The organism is Adhaeribacter arboris (genome assembly GCF_003023845.1).
In the GTDB taxonomy this organism is placed as follows: domain Bacteria; phylum Bacteroidota; class Bacteroidia; order Cytophagales; family Hymenobacteraceae; genus Adhaeribacter; species Adhaeribacter arboris.
In genome coordinates this window covers 5,494,176-5,514,722 of record NZ_PYFT01000001.1, presented here as the reverse complement: position 1 = coordinate 5,514,722, position 20,547 = coordinate 5,494,176, and the positions used below count along the sequence as shown (strand labels likewise).

At 41.6% G+C, this 20,547-nt stretch carries 18 protein-coding genes and 1 pseudogene; 9 read left to right on the top strand and 10 right to left on the bottom strand.

Going from position 1 to position 20,547, the window contains the following annotated elements; translation table 11 throughout:
• Positions 1 to 22: 22 nt before the first annotated feature.
• From AHMF7605_RS22405 to rpmG, 4 genes are all read right to left on the bottom strand, one after another.
• A complete protein-coding gene (locus AHMF7605_RS22405) occupies positions 23 to 2,011 on the bottom strand; it encodes a sialate O-acetylesterase (protein ID WP_106932224.1) in 1,989 nt (662 codons plus the stop codon).
• A gap of 213 nt (positions 2,012 to 2,224) precedes the next feature.
• The gene (gene ftsY, locus AHMF7605_RS22400; RefSeq protein ID WP_106932223.1) at positions 2,225 to 3,187 is read right to left on the bottom strand and encodes a signal recognition particle-docking protein FtsY; all 963 of its coding nucleotides are present in this window, start codon (positions 3,185 to 3,187) and stop codon (positions 2,225 to 2,227) included.
• Positions 3,188 to 3,464: 277 nt separating this feature from the next.
• The gene (locus AHMF7605_RS22395) at positions 3,465 to 3,620 is read right to left on the bottom strand and encodes a DUF4295 domain-containing protein (protein ID WP_106932222.1); all 156 of its coding nucleotides are present in this window, start codon (positions 3,618 to 3,620) and stop codon (positions 3,465 to 3,467) included.
• A 2-nt stretch (positions 3,621 to 3,622) separates the two neighbouring features.
• Positions 3,623 to 3,805 carry a 50S ribosomal protein L33 gene (gene rpmG / locus AHMF7605_RS22390; protein ID WP_106932221.1) on the bottom strand — a complete coding sequence of 61 codons (183 nt, stop codon included), beginning with the start codon at positions 3,803 to 3,805 and terminating at the stop codon, positions 3,623 to 3,625.
• Between the two features lie 427 nt (positions 3,806 to 4,232).
• On the opposite strand from rpmG, the gene AHMF7605_RS22385 reads away from it, so the two are divergent.
• Positions 4,233 to 4,964, top strand: coding sequence for a glycosyltransferase family 2 protein (locus AHMF7605_RS22385; RefSeq protein ID WP_106932220.1), 732 nt, complete (start codon positions 4,233 to 4,235; stop codon positions 4,962 to 4,964).
• Between the two features lie 137 nt (positions 4,965 to 5,101).
• Here AHMF7605_RS22385 and AHMF7605_RS22380 read toward each other — a convergent pair whose 3' ends face one another.
• From AHMF7605_RS22380 to AHMF7605_RS30845, 3 genes and pseudogenes are all read right to left on the bottom strand, one after another.
• On the bottom strand, positions 5,102 to 6,535 hold the full coding sequence (locus AHMF7605_RS22380) for an aminopeptidase P N-terminal domain-containing protein (RefSeq protein ID WP_106932219.1): 1,434 nt from the start codon (positions 6,533 to 6,535) through the stop codon (positions 5,102 to 5,104).
• Positions 6,536 to 6,545: 10 nt separating this feature from the next.
• On the bottom strand, positions 6,546 to 6,785 hold the full coding sequence (rpmB, locus tag AHMF7605_RS22375) for a 50S ribosomal protein L28 (protein WP_106932218.1): 240 nt from the start codon (positions 6,783 to 6,785) through the stop codon (positions 6,546 to 6,548).
• Positions 6,786 to 6,999: 214 nt separating this feature from the next.
• Positions 7,000 to 7,131 (bottom strand): annotated as a pseudogene (locus AHMF7605_RS30845) (DUF5522 domain-containing protein); the annotation flags it as partial.
• Between the two features lie 186 nt (positions 7,132 to 7,317).
• Between AHMF7605_RS30845 and rocD the strand changes: the two are divergent.
• From rocD to hemB, 8 genes are all read left to right on the top strand, one after another.
• Positions 7,318 to 8,556 carry an ornithine--oxo-acid transaminase gene (gene rocD, locus AHMF7605_RS22370; RefSeq protein ID WP_106932217.1) on the top strand — a complete coding sequence of 413 codons (1,239 nt, stop codon included), beginning with the start codon at positions 7,318 to 7,320 and terminating at the stop codon, positions 8,554 to 8,556.
• A 615-nt stretch (positions 8,557 to 9,171) separates the two neighbouring features.
• Positions 9,172 to 9,753 (top strand): hypothetical protein, encoded by a 582-nt coding sequence (locus tag AHMF7605_RS22360; RefSeq protein WP_106932215.1) that lies wholly within the window; start codon positions 9,172 to 9,174, stop codon positions 9,751 to 9,753.
• Positions 9,754 to 9,884: 131 nt separating this feature from the next.
• Entirely contained in the window at positions 9,885 to 10,910 is a 1,026-nt protein-coding gene (locus AHMF7605_RS22355) for a sensor histidine kinase (RefSeq protein WP_106932214.1), read from the top strand.
• Complete coding sequence (locus AHMF7605_RS22350) at positions 10,907 to 11,683, top strand: LytR/AlgR family response regulator transcription factor (RefSeq protein WP_106932213.1); 777 nt, start codon at positions 10,907 to 10,909, stop codon at positions 11,681 to 11,683. The genes AHMF7605_RS22355 and AHMF7605_RS22350 overlap by 4 nt, the downstream gene beginning before the upstream one ends.
• Before the next feature lie 418 nt (positions 11,684 to 12,101).
• Entirely contained in the window at positions 12,102 to 12,689 is a 588-nt protein-coding gene (locus AHMF7605_RS22345; RefSeq protein WP_106932212.1) for a hypothetical protein, read from the top strand.
• A gap of 261 nt (positions 12,690 to 12,950) precedes the next feature.
• Positions 12,951 to 13,799, top strand: coding sequence for a carboxypeptidase-like regulatory domain-containing protein (locus AHMF7605_RS22340; protein ID WP_106932211.1), 849 nt, complete (start codon positions 12,951 to 12,953; stop codon positions 13,797 to 13,799).
• Between the two features lie 170 nt (positions 13,800 to 13,969).
• On the top strand, positions 13,970 to 14,587 hold the full coding sequence (locus tag AHMF7605_RS22335) for a hypothetical protein (RefSeq protein WP_106932210.1): 618 nt from the start codon (positions 13,970 to 13,972) through the stop codon (positions 14,585 to 14,587).
• A 191-nt stretch (positions 14,588 to 14,778) separates the two neighbouring features.
• A complete protein-coding gene (gene hemB / locus AHMF7605_RS22330) occupies positions 14,779 to 15,759 on the top strand; it encodes a porphobilinogen synthase (protein ID WP_106932209.1) in 981 nt (326 codons plus the stop codon).
• 124 nt (positions 15,760 to 15,883) lie between these two features.
• Here hemB and AHMF7605_RS22325 read toward each other — a convergent pair whose 3' ends face one another.
• From AHMF7605_RS22325 to gldB, 3 genes are all read right to left on the bottom strand, one after another.
• Complete coding sequence (locus AHMF7605_RS22325) at positions 15,884 to 18,646, bottom strand: FlgD immunoglobulin-like domain containing protein (protein WP_158267588.1); 2,763 nt, start codon at positions 18,644 to 18,646, stop codon at positions 15,884 to 15,886.
• A 257-nt stretch (positions 18,647 to 18,903) separates the two neighbouring features.
• Positions 18,904 to 19,320: a hypothetical protein gene (locus AHMF7605_RS22320; RefSeq protein ID WP_106932207.1), complete on the bottom strand. Its 417-nt coding sequence runs from the start codon at positions 19,318 to 19,320 to the stop codon at positions 18,904 to 18,906.
• 163 nt (positions 19,321 to 19,483) lie between these two features.
• Complete coding sequence (gene gldB / locus AHMF7605_RS22315; protein WP_106932206.1) at positions 19,484 to 20,494, bottom strand: gliding motility lipoprotein GldB; 1,011 nt, start codon at positions 20,492 to 20,494, stop codon at positions 19,484 to 19,486.
• Positions 20,495 to 20,547: the final 53 nt, after the last annotated feature.

Here is a 20,547-nt window from a genome sequence, read left to right as displayed (position 1 = left end):
GGTAGCTAAGAATTTACTTCTGCTACTTTTTGTTAATGGTTAATCCTGGCCAGTCATCCGTGCGGAACGGAGAGGCCGGTAAATCGGCTTTATTGTATAAATTAGCCTCATCCGGATTGTCAGCCCAGGCATAACGCACGGCTACTGGTGCCAAAACTTGAGTCGAAGATACCACTACTGTGTTTCCTTCAATCTGCGCATCGGCCCAAACGAATTTATGATCTGAACCGGCAATAGCAAAACCTTTTAAAGTTGCTCCGTTTTTGGTTATAAGTCCTGGTTCAGCATGATCAAATGTGAGACGAATTTTGCTTCCTTCCACTTTCATATTTTTATACAACGGACCGCTGAACGTTACTTTTTGGTTGTAAGCCAGCTTTTCTGCGGCAAGGGCTAAACGCTTCCCAACGTCTAGTTTATTTTTTGGGTGAATGTCGTCCGCTTCGCCAATATCAATAATAACGGTCATAGCCGTATTAGGTATAGTTAAAGTTTTGGCTTGGGCTTCTCGTAATTCTGCCCACTCGCTTTCGTTAGGTTCCGGAGTGGTTTTCATAAAATTAGCGAGTTGCACAAACAAAAACGGAAAGTTTCCCTGGCCCCACTTAGCTCGCCAATCTGTTATCATTGCTGGAAATAAATCGCGGTAACGGTAGGCTCTACCCGCATTGCTTTCGCCTTGGTACCAAATCATTCCTTTGATAGCGTAAGGAATTAGGGGCTTAACCATGGCATTATACAGTAAAGTTGGGCGACTATTAGGCCCTACATCTACGGATGGCGGCGTACCTATTTTGTTTTGCTTAGAATCGCTGCCTACCTTATACTGCCAGGTCCCACTCAAGTCGGCAATTTTATTTGCTTTAGTATCAGTCAGAAATAATTCTTCCGGTTTGCCGTAGATACCGCCTCCGCCGCCCGTATCCGTTACGCGCACCACTACTACATTTTTACCAGGCTTTACAACCCCTGCTTTTACCGGATATTTACGAGGAATATTGTATTGCCCGCTTTCGCCTACGAGTGCACCGTTTACCCAAGTCTGATCCAGATCATCAATCGGACCTAAGTTCAGAATTATTTCCTGCGCTTTAAAATTGGTAGGTAAAGTAAATTCTTTGCGTAACCAAACAATGCCATCAAAATCAGGCAGAGCGATAGTTTCCCATAAGGAAGGAATATTCATTTCTTTCCAATCAGGAGAATTTACATTGGGGCTGTTCCAACTGGCCATGCCATTCGTATATCCTGCATCAACCGTATAGCTCTGCTTTATCCATTCTTGTACCTGAGCTTCATTTTCCTGTTTTAATTTATTTAAGAAATCGGGCGAGCCATCCATACCAGCAATTTGGCTTTTCAGCTCCGGAAATTTATTTATTGCATCCGGACTCATCCAGGTTTCGATGATGGTGCCGCCCCACGAGGTAAGAATTACTCCTATCGGCACTTTTTCTCTTTGGTGCAATTCCCGGGCGAAGAAAAAGGCTACAGCCGAAAAATTATAAGCGTTCTCTTTATTACAGACTTTCCATTCCGCCTTTTTAACATCTGCCAAAGGTATGGGGCTTAAATCATTTTCTACGGTAAACAGGCGAATGTTTGGAAATTCCGCTTTCCCGAGTTGCGCATCGTTGAATTTGAGCCAGGAACTCTGAAACTCCATATTAGACTGGCCAGAACCTAACCAGACATCGCCCATTAAGATATTTTTTACCGTAATAGAATTTTTGCCGGTAATCTGCATATCATACGGGCCACCAGCTGCCATTGCCGGAAGATTAACCAGCCATTTACCAGTCGCATCGGGCACTGCGGAGTAGGTTTTATTTTTAAATTGTACGGTTACTTTTTCTCCTTTATCCGCCCAGCCCCAAACCGGCACTTTCCTATTGCGTTGCAGGACCATGTTATCACTAACCAGTTTGGGTAATCGTACATTAGCCCAGCTAATACATGATACAGAAAAGAAAAAGATTAGCAGCAGGTAGCGAAAAAAGATATAAGACATAATTGACAGTTGAAAGCAGAAAAATAATTCTATCCAAAGCCAATATAAAGAAATAATTACAATGCCGGCAAGTTAAATAGCGTTGTATTTCAGAGGATTATTCAAAGTAAGCACTGAATTCAAACAAAAAACCAGTTCCTAACCTTCTAATAGTTTGGTCTGGAACTGGTATAAAGAAAATTTTAAAAATAGGAAAATTTATATGGATAGATTTTACTTCTGCTTGGAGAAAAGCGAATCAACAAATTCGTGTTTGTCAAAAACTTGCAAGTCATCAATTTTCTCACCGACACCGATGTATTTTACTGGAATTTTAAACTCATCAGAAATACCAATAACAACTCCGCCTTTGGCCGTACCGTCCAGTTTGGTAATAGCCAGTGCCGTAACATCCGTAGCTTTCATAAATTCACGCGCCTGAATAACGGCATTCTGGCCGGTGCTGCCATCCAATACCAGCAACACTTCGTGTGGCGCCTGCTCGATAAACTTCTGCATGACCCGTTTTATTTTCGTAAGCTCGTTCATTAAACCCACTTTGTTGTGCAAACGACCAGCCGTATCAATAATGACCACATCCGCCTCCATTTCTACGCCTTTCTTTACCGCATCGAAAGCTACCGAAGCTGGGTCGGTGTTCATACCATGCGAAATAACCGGTACACCAACGCGTTCGCCCCAAATAATTAATTGATCAACGGCCGCCGCCCGGAACGTATCAGCTGCTCCTAAAACTACTTTTTTACCTGCTTTATTAAACTGAGCGGCCAATTTACCAATAGTGGTAGTTTTGCCTACTCCGTTTACGCCCACTACCATTATTACGTAGGGTTTAATATTAGCGGGCAGCACAAATTCAGCAGTAACTTTACCGGAATTATTTTCTTCGAGTAAAGCGGCAATTTCTTCGCGCAGAATGCGGTCGAGTTCAGCCGTTCCCAGGTATTTGTCGCGTGCTACGCGATCTTCGATGCGCTTAATAATTTTAATGGTAGTTTGTACGCCTACATCCGAGTGCACGAGGGTATCTTCTAAGTCGTCCAGTACTTCTTCGTCTACCTTAGATTTACCAACTACAGCTTTGCTTAACTGGTCGAAAAAGTTGGTTTTAGTTTTTTCCAAACCTTTATCCAACGATTCCTTTTTTTCTTTACTGAAGAAGTCGAAAAGTCCCATAGTGGTAATTACTGCTGAAATATGTTATTAAGTTATAATTATAAATTTTTAAGTATCAAATACTATTTAATACAAGGTTAACCAAATAAGTTATTGCTCAAAACTCTATTTAGCTGAGGAAATAAAAATTAAGCTATTGTTTACGTCTATCGCGCCAAAAGCAATAATAAGTTTATTACTCTTCTTTTTAGAATTGCAATTCACTGACTATAAACAGAAAAAGTCCCAACAAATTTTGTGGGACTTCTTAATATTAAATGGAGAGCGAAAATAGAAATTATTTCGCTGCTAAAAATTCTTGCACTTTATCTACGGGCACCATTTCTTCTCTAAAAGTATAGGCTCCGGTTTTTGGTGACTTTACTGCTTTAATAACTTTTGCCCAATCTTTACCAGTGGAGGTTTTAAGGGTCGCAACTACTTTCTTAGCCATGGTTATTTAATTTCTTTATGTACAGTAACTTTTTTCAGATTTGGATTAAATTTCTTTAATTCTAACCGTTCAGGGGTATTTTTACGATTTTTGGTAGTAATATATCTGGAAGTACCCGGAACACCTGAGTTTTTTTGCTCGGTGCATTCCATTATTACCTGTACTCTATTTCCTTTTTTAGCCATCTCAACTGTATTTTTGAATTAGGACTGCAAATATAGCTTATTCAATTTTAAATTACAAGGAAGCCTCTTTAAAAGTTTTCTTTGCCTGATATCTTGATTTCACATACTTATCCTAACTCATTGCCATTTATATTCTTAAATCAAGTATCTCTATAACTATCAATAACTTACAAGCACAGGCAAAAGTACTGTAAACGGCAGATTTATTCAAGAGCCTACCTACTATCCTTTAAGCAAAACGTATTCAAATAGAAGCTTAATTCGTTATTAAACTAAGGCGAGAGAAATATATATAACTTTCAGTACCTAAAATAGTCTTTTTTACAGCAAACACGTATTTGCTAACAGCGAAAGTAATTGTATTTTGTTCAACTTTCCCAAACCTAATTAATACATACACTACTATTAAAGCAACGAAAAGCAACTTATGCCATTAAACATCCGGACTACGTGCATTATCCCTTTTTATAACGAAGAATACCGAGTGTTTCAGGTACTGGAAGTCGTAACAGAAATCAGAAATATTGTTCAAATAATTTGTGTAGACGATGGCTCAAACGATGATACCGCAGATTTAATCGAACAATACTATCCGCAGGTAAAACTTGTCCGTTTGCCTTATAACCAAGGTAAAGCCGCCGCTATCCGGCAGGGTTTAAAATATGCCAAGTATGAAAACATCCTGTTGATGGATGCTGATTTACAATCAATTAATAAATCGGAAGTAGAGAGCGCTATTCAAGCAATTGCCCATTATAACCTGGATATGCTTATTCTGCGCCGGGTAAATGCCCCTTGGTTTGTTAAATTTGATCGGGGAGATATTTTACTATCGGGGGAGCGAATTGTAAAGAAAAAAGATTTAATTAAAATTCTAGACCAGGAAGTAAACCGTTACCAAGTAGAACTGGCCATTAACCTGTACATGCAAAAACACAAACGCAAGGTACGCTGGATGCCCTGGTCAGCTACCAATACGTATAAAGCTAAAAAAATAGGTTTAGTAGAAGGATACAAGAAAGAATTTGAGATGTTTACGGACATTGTATTGTATGCAGGTTTTAAAAATATAGTTAAACAAATCAGCTCATTTGCTACTAAAAAAATAGACCACGATTATTTAATTGAGCAGCCCCAAAATAAAGAAAGAAGCCTTTAAGGCTTCTTTCTTTATTTTATAGAATTTTATTTTTAAATTATTCGGGTAAGGAGATTCTTGATCCAGCCTTTAAAACGCCTTTTTTCTTGGGTACGATAAACCTGGAATAAATCTTAAAAAGAACAATTGTATAATTGTTACTTTAATTCCGGCAGTACAAAATCATGCAAGGCACTGGGCTGCGCCATCAGAGCTTCTATCTCGGCAACACTACGCGGAGCCGCAATCGACAAATTTTCCCAGCCTTTTTCCGTAATTAAAATATCGTCTTCTATCCGGATACCCATTCCCCACCACTTCTTATTACAGGGGCTACCTTCCGGAATGTAAATCCCTGGTTCTACGGTAATAACACTGTTGGTTTGTAACTTACCATACGTTCCCCGGTCGTGTACGTCCAAGCCCAAGTAATGCGAAGTACCGTGCGGAAAATAAGTAGAAGCGTCTTCTTCCTTTTTAATAATTCCCAACTTTTTAAGCCCTTGAGCAATTATACGCTGGGCAGCTTGATGCGGGGCGTTAAACGGATTTCCCGTTTTACATTGCTCAAAAGCGGCCTGCTGGGCTTCGAATACCAATTGATACACTTGCTTTTGCTCCGGCGTAAATTTGCCACTGGCCGGAATGGTACGCGTTACATCAGCGGTATAACCGTGGTACTCAGCTCCTACATCCATTAAAACTAAATTAGTACCTACCTGGGGTTTGTCGTTTTCGATGTAATGCAGGACACAAGCATTATTACCGGCCCCCACAATAGAAGGATAACCCTCGTACTCGGAACCGTATTTTTTGTAAACAAACTCGTGCAATCCTTGAATTTCGCTTTCGGACATATTTGGCCGCATGGCCTTCATCACTTCCTGCTGCCCTACTGCCGAAATAGCAATGGCTTTCCGCAATAATCTTAATTCTTCGGGGGTTTTAATTTCCCGCATTCTATCCAGAATAGCATGTAAAATGGTATTATTTACCTTCGGGTTGCCCGGGAAATTTACTTTTTGTTTAAACTGCTGTATTAAGCTAAATAAATCGGCGGGGTCACGGGGAGCATCGCGGGTATCTTCGGGTAAGTCTTTTATCAAAATTCCACCCGTAAAAGCAGATGAGTTTAAGTCAAAAGCCGCAAATGCGGAATTCAGTAAAATATTCTGAAAGCCTAATTGTTGGGCTACTCCTTTTTCGCCGAGGCGTTTTCCGTTCCATTGTTCTTGCTTCAGGTCGCGGGGCTGCACAAAAATAACTTCGCGCGTAGACTTACCCCCAATAGATTGTTCTTGCGCAAACAGAATTAAAACGGAATTAGGTTCATGGTAACCGGTGAGGTAGTAAAAATCAGGGTCTTGGTGATAGTTAAAATCTACATCATTGGCGCGGTTACGTTCCGGATTGGCAAAAAAAACGGCAACGGAATGAGCCGGCAATTGTTTAATTAGCAGCTCTCTCCGTTGCCGGTGAAAATCTTTATCTAAAAAATCGGTTGGCTTCTCCGGAGAAACTTCGCCTTGTGCAAAGGCCTGAGTGGCGAAACTAATTCCTACCAAAAGCAGGAAAAGCCGGATAGCCGCCATAAAGAAAATATTAGTAAACGATATAACCGTCGGCTACTGCTTTCTTAAGTACCGCCGAAATACCATTTTTGTTAATGGTCCGGATAGCTGAGGTAGATACTTTTAAAGTAATCCAGGCATCTTCTTCCGGTACATAGAATTTCTTTTTCTGAAGATTGGGGTAAAATTTACGCTTAGTTTTATTATTTGCGTGTGATACGTTATTACCAACCTGTGGTCTTTTTCCGGTTAAATCACAAACTCTGGCCATTTCTATCTTTGTCTAAATCAGTTTATTCTTAAAGGGACGCAAATATCCGAAAAATCATCTGAAAATCAAACTCTCATTTGAATAATTTTCGAAATGCTTGGATTTGGCCGTTAACGAATAAATCGAAACAAGTTTTTACTACGAATAAAAAAGCAATATATCTGCTTGTAAAAAAGAACCGCCATTATTTTAAAAGCTTATATACAGAAATACTTCAGGCTTTTTTCTTAAATCCGTACGGACAATGTTTACAGCCATTCTGACAGCAATAACCCCGTTTTAAATGATAAGCAGCTGTGAAAACCATTAAGCCTTGCTCGTTAAAATAGAAATCGCCAGGCTCTAATGGGGGAAGATTATTTTTTTCAAAAAGAAGAAAATTTTAAATTTTATTGATTTAACAAAATTACACGTTCCTGGTTATAAAGCCACCTTTGAATAGCAAGCTGTTTTACGTAATTTTAGCTATTTGAAAGAAAATAAACGTAACTGCTGTTTAAGCAACAGCCTATTCATTTAAAATTACCTAGCCATGAATTTTACCAGCATTACCTCCAGCCAACAAGCCATAGACCTTGAAGAAAAATACGGAGCGCATAATTACCATCCGTTGCCGGTAGTGTTAACGCGGGGCGAAGGCGTTTATTTATGGGATGTAGAAGGCAAACAATATTTTGATTTTCTGTCGGCTTACAGCGCGGTAAACCAAGGCCATTGCCATCCCAAAATTATTCAGGCATTAGTAGACCAAGCACAAGTACTCACGCTTACTTCACGGGCTTTTTACAACGACAAACTGGGCGAATGCGAAAAGTATATCTGCGATTATTTTGGTTACAATAAAGCTTTACTCATGAACTCGGGGGCCGAAGCCGTAGAAACAGCCATAAAATTAGCTCGTAAGTGGGGTTACGAAGAAAAAGGCATTCCGAAGTACCAGGCCGAGATTATAGTGGTCGAGCATAATTTTCACGGTCGTACCAGCGGTATTATTTCTTTTTCTACCGATCCGGATTCTACGGGTGGTTTCGGACCATTTATGCCGGGCTTTAAAGTAGTGCCTTACGACGATTTGGCAGCTTTAGAAGAGGCTTTGCAAAATCCGCACGTATGCGGTTTCTTAGTAGAACCTATTCAAGGCGAAGCAGGTGTTTATGTACCCAGTGAGGGATATTTAACCCAAGCCAAAGCGCTGTGTGAAAAGTATAAAGTTTTGCTGCTCGCCGATGAAATTCAAACCGGTATTGGCCGTACCGGTAAATTGCTCGCTTCGCAATACGATAATATTCACCCCGACGTATTAATTTTAGGTAAGGCTTTATCGGGTGGTGTTTTACCCGTTTCTGCCGTTTTAGCCGATGATGCGATTATGCTGTGTATCAGACCCGGTCAGCATGGCTCCACATACGGGGGAAATCCTTTGGCTTGCGCCGTGTCTATAGCTGCTTTAGAGGTAATAAAAGAAGAAAACTTAACCGAGAATGCTTTTAAATTAGGTGAAATTTTCCGGGCTCGCATGCGCCAATTGCAAGGTCAGTACCCCGAAGTATTACAAACCGTACGCGGCAGAGGCTTGCTCAATGCCCTAGTAATTAAACCTACCCCAGATGGACGCACTGCCTGGGAGGTATGTCTGGCTTTAAAAGAAAATGGGTTACTCGCTAAACCTACCCACGGCGATATTATCCGCTTCGCCCCGCCGCTAGTTATTTCGGAAGAGCAGTTACACGAATGCTGCGACATTATTCAGAAGACTATCTCGGAGTTTTAGAATTTAAGTAGAAATTGGTTATTAGCTGTTCGCTACTCGACTAATTAATATATAGTAACCAGTAAGTTATCCCAAATACTAGTTTAAAACAATTTCCTAGAAGTACTTACCTTAATTTGCTTTTGCTCTGGATTTAGTCTATCCCCTTTTTGGGCAGAAAAGGGGCTTTTTTATGTTTTAAGCCTAGGAATAATAAGGGCAACCCGCTAAAAGCAGCGGTTTACAGCCACCTTTCTGATTTACAATTCTCTAAGTCATTTCTTAATAATTCTTTGATTAGGGTCCATCTTTCTTCATTTAGCGTTCTTCTGAGGAGCCTTTTCAAGTCTCCCGGCGAAGGTACTGATGCAACTTCTAACTGCAAGTTTGCCGGCGCCAGCAAGCCTCTTCGGAACGCTCGGGCGGGCTACTTTTCTTACTTCTCCTATATTTTTCTTTTTTTGTGCCTGCTTATTAGTGGGCATTTCCTCAATACGATTCAGGCATTCTTTTCTACAACCGAAACGCATAATTGGAAGAGTGAGTAGGTAATCTGTTTACCGGTGAAAGTGGACCTTATTACTTTGTATTAAACCTAACCCACTAATCACCTAACAACTTAAAAAAATCAAGAAAATGAAAAAGCTCTTTTTCCTGCCTATTTTATCTATTTCCTGTTTATTCCTGCTATCTCTTACCAGTTGCGAACTACTCGAAACCGAAGAAAAAGAAGAAAACAGTGCTGCATACGGCCCGCATCCGGGTGGTAGTAATTTACCCGATGAACTAAAAGGCAGTTGGTCTACTACCACTATTTCGCTGGCGAACGCCTGGAACCAAGGTCAATTTGTGAAGGCCATTGGTGTTTCGGGCGCTATTACCCTCGTATTTAAAGACGATAATAAAGTAGAACGTTACTGGTACACCGAAAATCGCCCCAGTACTTATTATAGTATTTACGGGGCCTCCAAAGAAACCGGCCGGGTGAAAGTAGGCACCGATGGCCGTCTGACTTTGATTTGGGCAAAAGGAGAATGGGAAAAAACCACAGCACCCAGCGCCAATAGCACGGATGGTCATTTTACTTACAGCGACGAAGAATTGACCAACCGTACTAAAACTTATTTGGGGTACGAACTAGGCACTAGTAGCAGGAATATTCCGGAAATCCGTTTAGTTAATGAAAGCGGTACAATTTCCTATATGGAGAAGATGTAACTTTCTAGAGTACTGCACCTAGCCTAATTACGAGTGAGAACTTTCATTTGCGGCATGATAGAGTTATCCATTTGCTTGTAAGAACGCAACTTGTTACTTTGTATTAATTCCAACACTTAGCCCGTTGTCTCTTGAAACTTACTCATAGCTACCAAATACGCATTATTGGGATATTAGTGGTAGCCCTGCTCCGATTCGGGCTTTTTGGCTCGGCAACCCTGGAGATGGAAGGCAGAATAACGCTGCAAGGGTTAATAGATAATATTCTGATTGCTTCGGTGATAATATGGGAAACCAGCCGGGCCGTGGTACTTTTTTTTCATCGCAGATACGCCTTACAACTTTCGGTGAAAAGATACATTCTAGAAACTTTCGGGGTATTATCGGCTAACGGCATTCTATACGGTGTCATAATGCTCTTGCACGAAAGTCCACAAGAGATTTTAGCGGTTAAGCCTATATTTCTGTTGTATGGATTTCTTTATACCTTTTTATTCGGCGTTTTAGTAGCCGCCTTTTACGAATTATTATTTTATATGGACGCCTGGAAAAAAGCCACCCAAGAAGCCGAAGAGCTTAAAAAAATAAACCTGATGGCCCAACTCGAATCGCTTAAAAACCAGGTTAAACCGCATTTTTTATTTAACAGCTTAAATACTTTAACCGCTTTGGTGGAGAAAGACTCGGTGCAGGCGGTAAAATTTATTGCCGAACTGGCCCAGGTATATCGCTACTTGTTACAGAGCAGCGAAAAAGAACTAATTGGTTTAGATCAGGAATTACAATTTACCCAGGCCTATTTTTTTTTATTGCGTACCCGTTTTGGGGAGGGCATCACCCTAAAGATGCAAGTAGCCGAAAATTTAATGAATTGCCTGATTCCGCCGCTGACTTTGCAAATACTCCTGGAAAATGCCATGAAACACAACCAGGTTTCGGTACGCAAACCCTTAGATGTAATTATCCAGAGCGAGCAAGACTGGTTGGTAATAAGCAATAATTTACAACCGAAAAGAGGCACTGTACTTTCTAATGGCATGGGTTTAACCAACATCACGGCTAAGTACAAAATACTTAATCAACCCGAAGTTATTATTTTAAAAGAACCAAATTGTTTCACGGTAAAAGTTCCTCTTATTAAAGCACAAGCAGCATGAGAATTTTAATAATAGAAGACGAAACTGTAGCTGCCGAACGCATGCTGGAAATGGTACAACAAATTGTACCCGCGGCCCAAATTATGGGACCAGCTGATAGCATTGAAGAAAGTGTGCAGTTCTTGCGTACTCACCCGATGCCCGACCTGATACTCATGGACATAGAACTGGTAGACGGGCAAAGTTTTGAGATTTTTAGCGAAGTAGAAGTTACCTGCCCGGTAATTTTTACCACTGCCTACGATGAGTTTGCCTTGCAGGCCTTTAAAGTGCACAGCATTGATTACTTACTCAAACCTATTCAGCGCGAAGATTTACAAAAAAGTTTAATTAAGTTTCAACAATTGCAACAAGTATACGGCCAGCAGCCTACGCTCCGGATAGAGGAGTTGTTAAAAGAGTTGCGGCGCACTGCCGCGCCCGCTATTAAACCAATTCGGGAACATTTTCTGGTGCGGCAAGGCCAACGCCTTGTTTCGGTAGATACCAACGATGTAGCTTACTTTTACAGTGAAGACCGGGTTACCTTTCTTAAAACGCACGATGGTCGTTTTTTTTCTTTGGATTATCCTTTAGAAGAAGTAGAACAACAAGTAGACAACGGAAAGTTTTTTCGGGCTAGTCGCCAGTACCTGGTTCAACGCCGAGCCATTAGCGATATTTTCGTGCATTTTAACGGCAAATACAAGTTAGCTTTAAAGCCTGCTTCCAACGAAGAGGTGTACGTAAGCCGCGACCGGGCGCCAGAGTTTAAAAAATGGCTGGGCGCTTAAGCTAAAGGTTTCTACTTATACGCTCAAAAACCTTCCTCTTAATATTTATCTTAAATGTGTTTGCCGGAGCAACCGCTTCTATGGCATTCCTGTGCCAGTAGGTATTCCTAAAAATTACACCTTCTATTCGCTGCATTTTAAATTTTAAGAAAACGAAAGTTAGCCTTAGGTTTAGAAGCCCTGTATTTTATTTAAGTTGGTTCAGCTTTGAGCCGAGTTTCTCCTTTTTGGTACAATCCTTTATCTAAAATATACTTTTAAAAGCAGTAGTAAATCTTAGTAAAACTAAAGCTACCACTCAAACAGCTTTTTCTACGATTGAAACCTAAAATAAGGCGAGTAAGTCACCTATATGCTTGAGAGCCAAAATTTAAGCTATTCCTTTGTATCAAATCAAACACTACTCTTTACGAAACTGATGAACAACAAAACTCTCGGCATTTTTGCTCTTATTGGAGCACCTGCCCTTTTAATTGGTACACAGGCAGAACAAACCTATCCTGCTTTATCTAATTCTTGGCTAACCGGAATTTGGGGCATTGTTTACATTTCGGCCTGGATGGCGAGCATGCTTGCTCTCCGCCGCATAGAGGCTACCGGTAACAGTCAAATTGGAAAAAGGCTACTGTGGGTTATAATAAGCACCCTTACCTTAGCTAATATTTCCAATGTATACCAGCTCCTTGCCCCACAAGATAAATCTATCTTATTTATGACGCTGGACTCTTTCTGGCCCATTAGTAATTTAGTTATGCTGATAGTGGGTATCTCCATTATAAAAGCTAAAGTACTACCCAGTTGGAAACGCTATGTACCACTAGTAGTTGGTTTGTGGTTTCCGTTAACCATGTTAATTATGGCTTTAGTCGGTCGTGATGCTCCTATTATGGTATTTGTTCCTTACTACTCGGCAGTTGCCTGGAGTTTACTGGCTATAGTTGTTCTAACGGTTAAAGAAACTTCCATCTTAAACAAAACCGCTGAAGCGGGATGGCAAGTAGTCTGAGGCAATCTCTGTAAATGTCCAACTCTTACTGGGTTATTTAAAATTACAGAAAGATCCGTCAAAATAAATTGCTCCTGGTCCCAACTACAATTTTTCAGCTAAAACCTAAAAAAGAATTACCAATATCCATTCCCTACATACGCTAAATTAAAAGCACAACTTTAAAAACCTGCCAGTCCGCTTCTATTTAAAACCAAGGCTAGCAAGAACCTATTTTCTCCTTAATCTATTACTTAAACTCTCAAATAATTCAATCCCATCATGAAAACACAATTAACTAAACTCATTCTTTTTTACTTAGTGGTAGTATTCGCTTTTACGGCCTGTACTACTAAAGATAATGACCCTAAACCGGATAATGGGGCGGGTGCCAATACTGTGAGCGGAAAAGCCGTTGATGCGCAAGGTAATCCGTTAGCGGGCGTGAAAGTACGGGCCGAAAACCCTACGGGCTACAACATTTACGTAGATGGCACCACCGGACCGGACGGTAAATACTCTTTACCTTTGTCTACGGTAGGTGGTTGGAAAATTTACGCCTGGAAAGAAGTAGAGTATAAAGGTAAAATTTACCACCTGCGTTTAGGCATGAACGATGACAAAGATTATGATGCTTTTACCGCCGGTGATAAAGGTGCAGTAAAGAACTTTGTCTGGAAATTGAGCGGCCGGATTGCGGACCGAGGTGCGGACATTAAAAGTGGTGCAGGTTATTTTGGCGGTTCGCTAAGATTTGTTAACGATAATGCCGTGGTACCAGCCATGGTCGCTGGTACGCAGGTAACAGTTACCCTTACCCCCACCCCAAATGCTAAATACCTGGATGGCACCCCCACCTCCACAACCAACCCCATCATTAAAAGTTTTACCATCAACAGCGATACAGACCAGAATTATTATATAAGCGATATTCCGGTAACCGAATACCACATTTCTATTATGAGTGAGCGAAACAACAGTAAAAAACAGGTATACCTCGGGGAAAAATACGGTAATTTGTACGAGTGGTTAGAATTTGACTTTAACCCGGTGGGTGGTTCGTCGGGCACCTACGAAAGCGGCATTCTTACTCCCACTAATACACCCTTTTACATGGGTCAAAAGAATTAATGATTCATAATTAGGACCAAAGTAGTTGCATACTTTTTTTACTTATGCTCGTCGGAAGCATCTCGCTAACCATTCGTTATTGATTAACAAACTAACAAAATTCATCCACGCCCTCCTTTTAAACAGCTGGCAACTACCTTTCTAAACTTTAAAAATTAAAATATAAACTCATGAACAACAAAACATTGGGAATACTGGGCCTGATCGGCGCTCCGTTCCTCTTTATCGGCATGCAATTAGAAGAAATATATAATCAAGAGTTAGCGTATTCCTGGTTTACCGGCGCTTGGGAATTTATGTACATATCGGCCTGGCTGGCCAGTATTATTGCTTTACAACGTTTGAAAGCTACTGGCACCAGCAAGTTTGGAAAAGGCATAATCTGGGTTATTATCTGTACTCTGCTCCTAGCGGAAGCCTCTAATGTGTACTTACTTATCTTCCCTAAAGATCGAACTACCTTGTTCTGGATACTGGATTCCTTCTGGCCTATCAGCAACCTGATTATGTTGCTAGTAGGCATTACCGTAGTATGGGCCAAAGTTCTGCCCGGGTGGCACCGGTTGGTACCGCTCCTAGTGGGTATGTGGTTCCCCATTGCCAGCTTAGCAATGGTAATTCTTGGCCGTACTTCAACGGCTTTTATCATAGGTGGCGTATACTCAGCCGTTGCGTGGAGCTTGCTGGCCATTGTGGTTCTGATCTCTAAAGAGCAACCTGCTAATCAAAATCTGAATACCAGCCCACTGAAATCTATTCCTGATTATCCCGTAAACGTATCTTCTTAAAAAAATTTATTGGCAAAGCGAGGTTCAAGATTACAAGATGTTCATACAGCTTTTTAAATTTAAGTGAACCATATCTAGTAAAAATCTACGGAATAGTAAATTTACTTGCAAGGGAACGGCACAGGTTTAAACTTTGTGATAATAAGAGCTGGTTTATTTTAACTAGCTCTTAAAACTTAAAATATTTACCCATGAACTTAACCAGACGTCCGCGCCGGAACCGGAGAACCGAAGTAATCCGGAACTTGGTGCAGGAAAATAATCTTACCGTTAACGATTTAATATACCCCATTTTTGTGCTGGAAGGTGAAAACAAGAAAGCGGAAATTACCTCTATGCCCGGCATTGCGCGTTATTCTCCCGATAGAATGCTCGACGAGATTGCGGCTTGTGTAGAACTCGGCGTGAAAGCTTTTGCTCCTTTCCCCAATATTCAGGAAAGCAAAAAAGACCGCTTTGCTACGGAAAGTTTTAACCCCGAAGGTTTATTTCCATCTTTTATCCGGGAAGTAAAAAGAAATTTTCCGGATGTGATTTTAGTAACCGATGTGGCTATGGACCCTTACTCTTCCGACGGCCACGACGGCATTGTAGATAATGGCGAAATTTTAAATGATGCTACCTTAGAAATACTCGCTAAAATGGCCTTAGAGCAAGCCCGCGCCGGTGCCGATATTATTGCTCCTTCCGACATGATGGATGGACGGGTTGCTTTTATCCGGGAACAATTAGACCGCAATGGATTTCAGAATGTAGCAATAATGAGTTATACCGCTAAATATGCCGGCGCTTTTTACGGTCCGTTCCGCGATGCCCTAGATTCTGCGCCTAAATTTGGCGATAAGAAAACCTACCAAATGAACCCGGCGAATAGCCGGGAAGCCTTATTGGAAGCCGAATTAGATACTGCCGAAGGAGCCGATTATTTAATGGTAAAACCAGCTTTAGCCTACCTGGATATTATAAAATTGCTGCGCGACAACTCCCATTTACCTATTGCCGCCTACAATGTGAGCGGCGAGTACGCCATGGTAAAAGCGGCTGCCCAAAATGGATGGATTGATGGCGAAAAAGCCATGATGGAGTGTTTACTAAGCATGAAACGCGCTGGCGCCGATATAATTCTTACTTATTTTGCCAAAGAAGCCGCTCAATATCTAAAAAAAGGCTAAAAATTCAACAATACTTTGAAACAGGAAGGGCCAGCTACATACACTAGCCCTTCCTGTTTTTCGTAATCTTTTTATCTTCTTTTGCCTACAAGATTTTTCGGCGGCGGCACAAAAATCAGTTTTCTTAATCACCTAAAAACACCACTTTACCCGATTCTAAATCAGTAGCAGTAGCTACGGTATATAAGTACATACCCCGATGCACTTGGATTCCCGTGGACGAACGGCCATTCCATTGCACTGTATTGTTACCGGGTTGTTTGCTTTCGTCTAACAAAGTAGTAATAAGTCGCCCCGCTACATCGTAAATTTTAATAGTTACCCGGCTTGCGCGTGGAATAGTATATTCAATGGTTATCGGATTATTTACCGTGAACGGCGAGGGATAAGCTCTTACCGCAATCTGATCGGCGGAGGCAGGGCTTTCAATATCCACGTTATAATTTACGGTATATACCCCATTACCGTGAGTTCCCACTGCTACTAAGTTATCTACCGAGCGGGATAACACCATATCTATCGGAACATCACCAATGGTGTTTTGGCCTTCTTTCAGCCAGATAGTTTGTTCGCCCTGTAAATTGGCGGTGGCATATAAACCAGTACTGGTTCCTACAAAATATTTGGTTTGACCACCGGTGGTAGAAGGTAAAATACTTACCCAGCGGGTAGAAGGACCATTACCTGTACCATCGGAGCTTTGTTCTAAATTACCGGCCACTGCGGTCCAGGAAGTACCGCCATCTTTGGTTTGAAATAAACTAATCACCCCATAGTTGGAAAACGTAACAATTACTTCCTTCGCATCAACTGGATTTACGGCAATACAAGAAATATAACCCGGCGGGAGATTAGTTCCGGTAATAGTAGTTCTGGTTGGGGAGGCTCCTCCCGGATTCGTTAATTTAAATAATTTACCATTATCGGTGCCAAAATAAACAATATCGGCGGGTGTTTTACTTACCGCCACCGTGGTAATACGCCGGGATAAAGAAAGCTCGACAGTGCTTATAATCCGCCAATTAGGAGTTTCTTCGTTTAAATTACCTTTGGAAACCGGAATAGTCGAAATATCGCTGTTGCGGTACAAGGTATCGCCTTTGGGTAAATACATCACATATTGATTATTCGGATCAATAAGGTACGGGTTAATAAAGTCGTAGCCTTCCACCTCCGCTGGATTAAGCTGCGAATAGCCTAGAAATTCGTTGGTATTGCTAAAAGCAAACCGGATAATAAAACCTTCCTGCGCCGAAACAATCCAGGAATTTCTGGTAATAGCAGCCGTTGCACCGTCCCCAAACAATAAGTCACTCCAGTTAGTAGTGGCATTCGTATTTTGCGTTACCCAGGAGCCGTTGTCCTGAAAACCACCCAGAATATCGTTGTCCTGTTCGTTTAGGTTAATGGCAATAGCGTGGCATTGCGTAGTAATATAGCCCCGGTTTAAATCTTCGTAACGAATAGAATCGGCAGTATTGATATTATTAGCCCGGCTAAGCCCCCCATCGTGCCCGGATAGCATCCGGTTCGGATTAGATGGATAAAATACCAAAGCGTGCTGGTCCGGATGATGATTCAGATAAGGATTTACATCTACCAGATAACCCCCAATCCAGCGGGTTTGATTAGCAGTAGCAAACCCGTTCGTGGACATATACAAGTTGGTACCGCCAATAAAAACTTGATTCGGATTGTCGGGTTTCACCTGGATAAGCATATTGTAATTATCCTGGGCATTATAATCTCCTATATCCTGCGGGAAATCAGGCACGTTGGCTGATCGATCTTCCCAAATACCACCCGCTCCAGTGCCATCGCCGGACAAGTACGTATATTTCCAGATGCTGGCATCAAACTTACCAAAGCCGGGAGTATGGGCCAGAAAATACACTATGTTTTCGTTTGCAGGCGCAATAGCCAGCACAATTCGCTCGAAGCCTTCCGGAAAGTTAGCCGGCGTTATATTGGTCCAGTTGGTGCCATCAACTGACCGGAAAACACCTTTTTGGGGCGAGCTGCCGGTTCCACTGGTAGTAACCTCGCTCATGGTAGCATAACGCACTCCCTGGCTACTTAGGGCAATATCCGTGTAACGGGAGTAATTATTACTTTGGACGGCGCTGTTCGTGCCCAAGGCATTCGTCCAGGTGGTGCCGCCATTTACAGAACGCTGAATACCGCCAATAGTAGCGGCGTAGACTTCATCCTGATTGGCATTAGCCGGGTTAGTGGCCAAGCGCCAACTCCACTGAAACACATTACTAAAAGTGGTAACATCAGTGGTTTGGGTAGACGGTAAAATTTGCCAGGAAGCCCCGTTATCCGTTGATTTATAAATGCCGTTGCCCCGGTAATTGGCCGCTGGCGCTGCCGCTGAATTACCCTCCAGCTCACCGCTCCCGTGGTACCAAATATTCGTTTTACCCGGGCGAGTATCTTGCGCCAAGGCCGAAACACTGTGCAGCATACTGGGTTCGGTTGTTTTCTCCCACGAAGCACCATTATCCGTAGAGCGCCACATACCACCCGAAACGCCACCGGCTAAAATCACATTTTCGTCGGCCACGTCGATTGCCAAAGCCCGTGTACGCCCGCCCACATTAAACGGACCGCGTTGGTTCCAGTCGGCAATTAATCGCCTAGCCGCCGGATGTACATTTTTATACCGCAATAAAGCTGTGTTGCGGGGTAATCTGGCCGAAAAACTTAATTCTTTCGCGCGAATATTTTCCGGAATTTTCCCGGTAAACGGATTTTTGAGTCTCTCAAATTCATAGCGGGCGCGGGCACCCGGATCTTCTTCGGAGCCAATTTCGGATTTTACTTTTTTCTTGATGCGGTGAATGTAGTAAGAGGCAGATTGGGCGTCTTTATTTCGCAACATAGTTTCAGTAGAAAAATAAAACGCCCCACAAAAAAGAATAATTAAGAAAAATATAGATAACCCGTAGCGATTCCTGGTTGATGAATGCCTCATGCACAAAAAGATAAGTAATAAAGAAAATTAGTTTCCCGTCGAATGGCTATATAAGCCATTAACCAGTATCTACCCAACATAGTAAATCAGAGTTTTAACTTTTATTGATTATATAACTTTACTTTAAAACGAGATAAAAAAGCATCTAGTACCAGTAATAAAATTTAAGGAATTTGATAAACGGCCACCTGGTACCAAGGCACCGTTGTGCCGGCCATCTCCGCGCTTGGTGAAATATCGGCCTGAAAAGAACTGCCTATTTTTAAACCAGACAAAGGAGTGGTCATGTTCGGTAACAGCTTAGCCGTAGGTTGTAAGGAAAAAGTAAAATAAGCGTTGACTTCCTGATCTATGGCCAGCGTTTGATTAAAGGAATGCCCGTAGCCTAATATTTTTTGAATTTTTATTTTTGCCCGGCAAGGTACTTTACCACAAATACCGGTAGCTCCGGCTTCGGGTTCCGGTGAAATAGCAATTACTTTCCCGATAATGCGACAATGCCCGGGCGCTATAACTGGAGCCGCTGTTTGCTGGTTATTCAGCGTAATAGGCAAAGGTGGGACTTTTTTCTTTTCAATCATCTGGTTTTTGGTAGTTGCTGGTAGCTCCGCCTCCTTTTTTTGCTGGGAAATCGATTTGCAATTCCATAACCATACAACCGACCATACGCAAGCAGTTATCCATTTAACAGGTATTTTCATCTAGCCCTTTCTACCTCCTTTTAGATAAGTTCAACAATTTGTTTTAACTCCGGCGTTTTGGTTTATAATGCGAATTATTAAAAATTTTCTGCGCGTCTTTTTCCGCCATGAGCTGCGGCAAGGTAACAGTCGGATTTTCTTCCATGTATTTCCGCACAATTTGCCAGCCTACCCACCGGCCAATCCGACCGGGGCATTTGGCATCAATTTCCGGTACGGTGGGGCGCTCTTCCAGGTATTTGCCGGTTTTAAAGTGATTGGTTTCAAAGAGCAAATTCTTCTCTACTAAATGCGCCCAAATTTTACCTTCGTTGTACCGTATATCGGCTATTTGCTGATCGGAGAAACCAATTAAGGTTGAATCGGGAGTGCAAGGCAGAACCTGTTGCGTAAAATAATACGACTTTCCGTAATAAATCATTTGTGCCATCATGCGCTTATCTTCTAAATCCGTAGAATTAAATTTAGCCGATTGCTGCAGCATTACCGCCGGAATTAAATTTTGAGGTTTGTACCGGTATAAAATATACTGGGGTTGTTTAGGTCGATAACTGCCCTTATCTCCTACAAAGTAATCCAATCCTAAAACAATTAAACTATCGCTCACTACTAAATCCGGCCCGAGTAAACCCGAAATAAAAGTTTGGACCCGTGGTAAATTTGTTTTTGGGTAATAATACTTAATGTGCTTAAATGCCGTTACCAAGTCGCGCTGTTGGGTCTCCAGATTACCAAAAGTTTGCTCAGTCTCCGTCACAAACTTATTTAATTGTGGATTGGTAACCAGCCCGTAAAGTGAGTTTATAAAGTTGTCATCTAAACGGTTAGGATCAACTTGCAGGTACTTGCGATCGAATACAGGGTTTGTTTGTAAAAAGCGTTGCACATCTTCTTTTGATTTACTGGCGTATAAGTCTTTTTCCAGGCGTTGTATTGGCAGATTAAGGTTAATGGCAGCAATTCTGGGATCCATCTCGCAGGATTTTTTCTGGCAGCTGAATGCTAACAACAAGGAAAGAAAAACAAATATTTGGCTTCGTTTTATTAAATACATTTGCTACAAAACTAAACTATTATACTAATAGGCTTTTAATCCGTTTACTTAAT

What these genes read in the sequence shown, in the direction of transcription:
- AHMF7605_RS22335 (WP_106932210.1), top strand. Translation starts at nt 13,970, where the DNA reads ATGAACAACAAAACATTGGGAATACTGGGCCTGATCGGCGCTCCGTTC.
- AHMF7605_RS22380 (WP_106932219.1), bottom strand. Translation starts at nt 6,535, where the DNA reads ATGGCGGCTATCCGGCTTTTCCTGCTTTTGGTAGGAATTAGTTTCGCC.
- rpmB (WP_106932218.1), bottom strand. Translation starts at nt 6,785, where the DNA reads ATGGCCAGAGTTTGTGATTTAACCGGAAAAAGACCACAGGTTGGTAAT.
- AHMF7605_RS22325 (WP_158267588.1), bottom strand. Translation starts at nt 18,646, where the DNA reads ATGTTGCGAAATAAAGACGCCCAATCTGCCTCTTACTACATTCACCGC.
- rocD (WP_106932217.1), top strand. Translation starts at nt 7,318, where the DNA reads ATGAATTTTACCAGCATTACCTCCAGCCAACAAGCCATAGACCTTGAA.
- AHMF7605_RS22350 (WP_106932213.1), top strand. Translation starts at nt 10,907, where the DNA reads ATGAGAATTTTAATAATAGAAGACGAAACTGTAGCTGCCGAACGCATG.
- AHMF7605_RS22345 (WP_106932212.1), top strand. Translation starts at nt 12,102, where the DNA reads ATGAACAACAAAACTCTCGGCATTTTTGCTCTTATTGGAGCACCTGCC.
- AHMF7605_RS22385 (WP_106932220.1), top strand. Translation starts at nt 4,233, where the DNA reads ATGCCATTAAACATCCGGACTACGTGCATTATCCCTTTTTATAACGAA.
- hemB (WP_106932209.1), top strand. Translation starts at nt 14,779, where the DNA reads ATGAACTTAACCAGACGTCCGCGCCGGAACCGGAGAACCGAAGTAATC.
- AHMF7605_RS22340 (WP_106932211.1), top strand. Translation starts at nt 12,951, where the DNA reads ATGAAAACACAATTAACTAAACTCATTCTTTTTTACTTAGTGGTAGTA.
- rpmG (WP_106932221.1), bottom strand. Translation starts at nt 3,805, where the DNA reads ATGGCTAAAAAAGGAAATAGAGTACAGGTAATAATGGAATGCACCGAG.
- AHMF7605_RS22320 (WP_106932207.1), bottom strand. Translation starts at nt 19,320, where the DNA reads ATGATTGAAAAGAAAAAAGTCCCACCTTTGCCTATTACGCTGAATAAC.
- AHMF7605_RS22405 (WP_106932224.1), bottom strand. Translation starts at nt 2,011, where the DNA reads ATGTCTTATATCTTTTTTCGCTACCTGCTGCTAATCTTTTTCTTTTCT.
- ftsY (WP_106932223.1), bottom strand. Translation starts at nt 3,187, where the DNA reads ATGGGACTTTTCGACTTCTTCAGTAAAGAAAAAAAGGAATCGTTGGAT.
- gldB (WP_106932206.1), bottom strand. Translation starts at nt 20,494, where the DNA reads ATGTATTTAATAAAACGAAGCCAAATATTTGTTTTTCTTTCCTTGTTG.
- AHMF7605_RS22360 (WP_106932215.1), top strand. Translation starts at nt 9,172, where the DNA reads ATGAAAAAGCTCTTTTTCCTGCCTATTTTATCTATTTCCTGTTTATTC.
- AHMF7605_RS22395 (WP_106932222.1), bottom strand. Translation starts at nt 3,620, where the DNA reads ATGGCTAAGAAAGTAGTTGCGACCCTTAAAACCTCCACTGGTAAAGAT.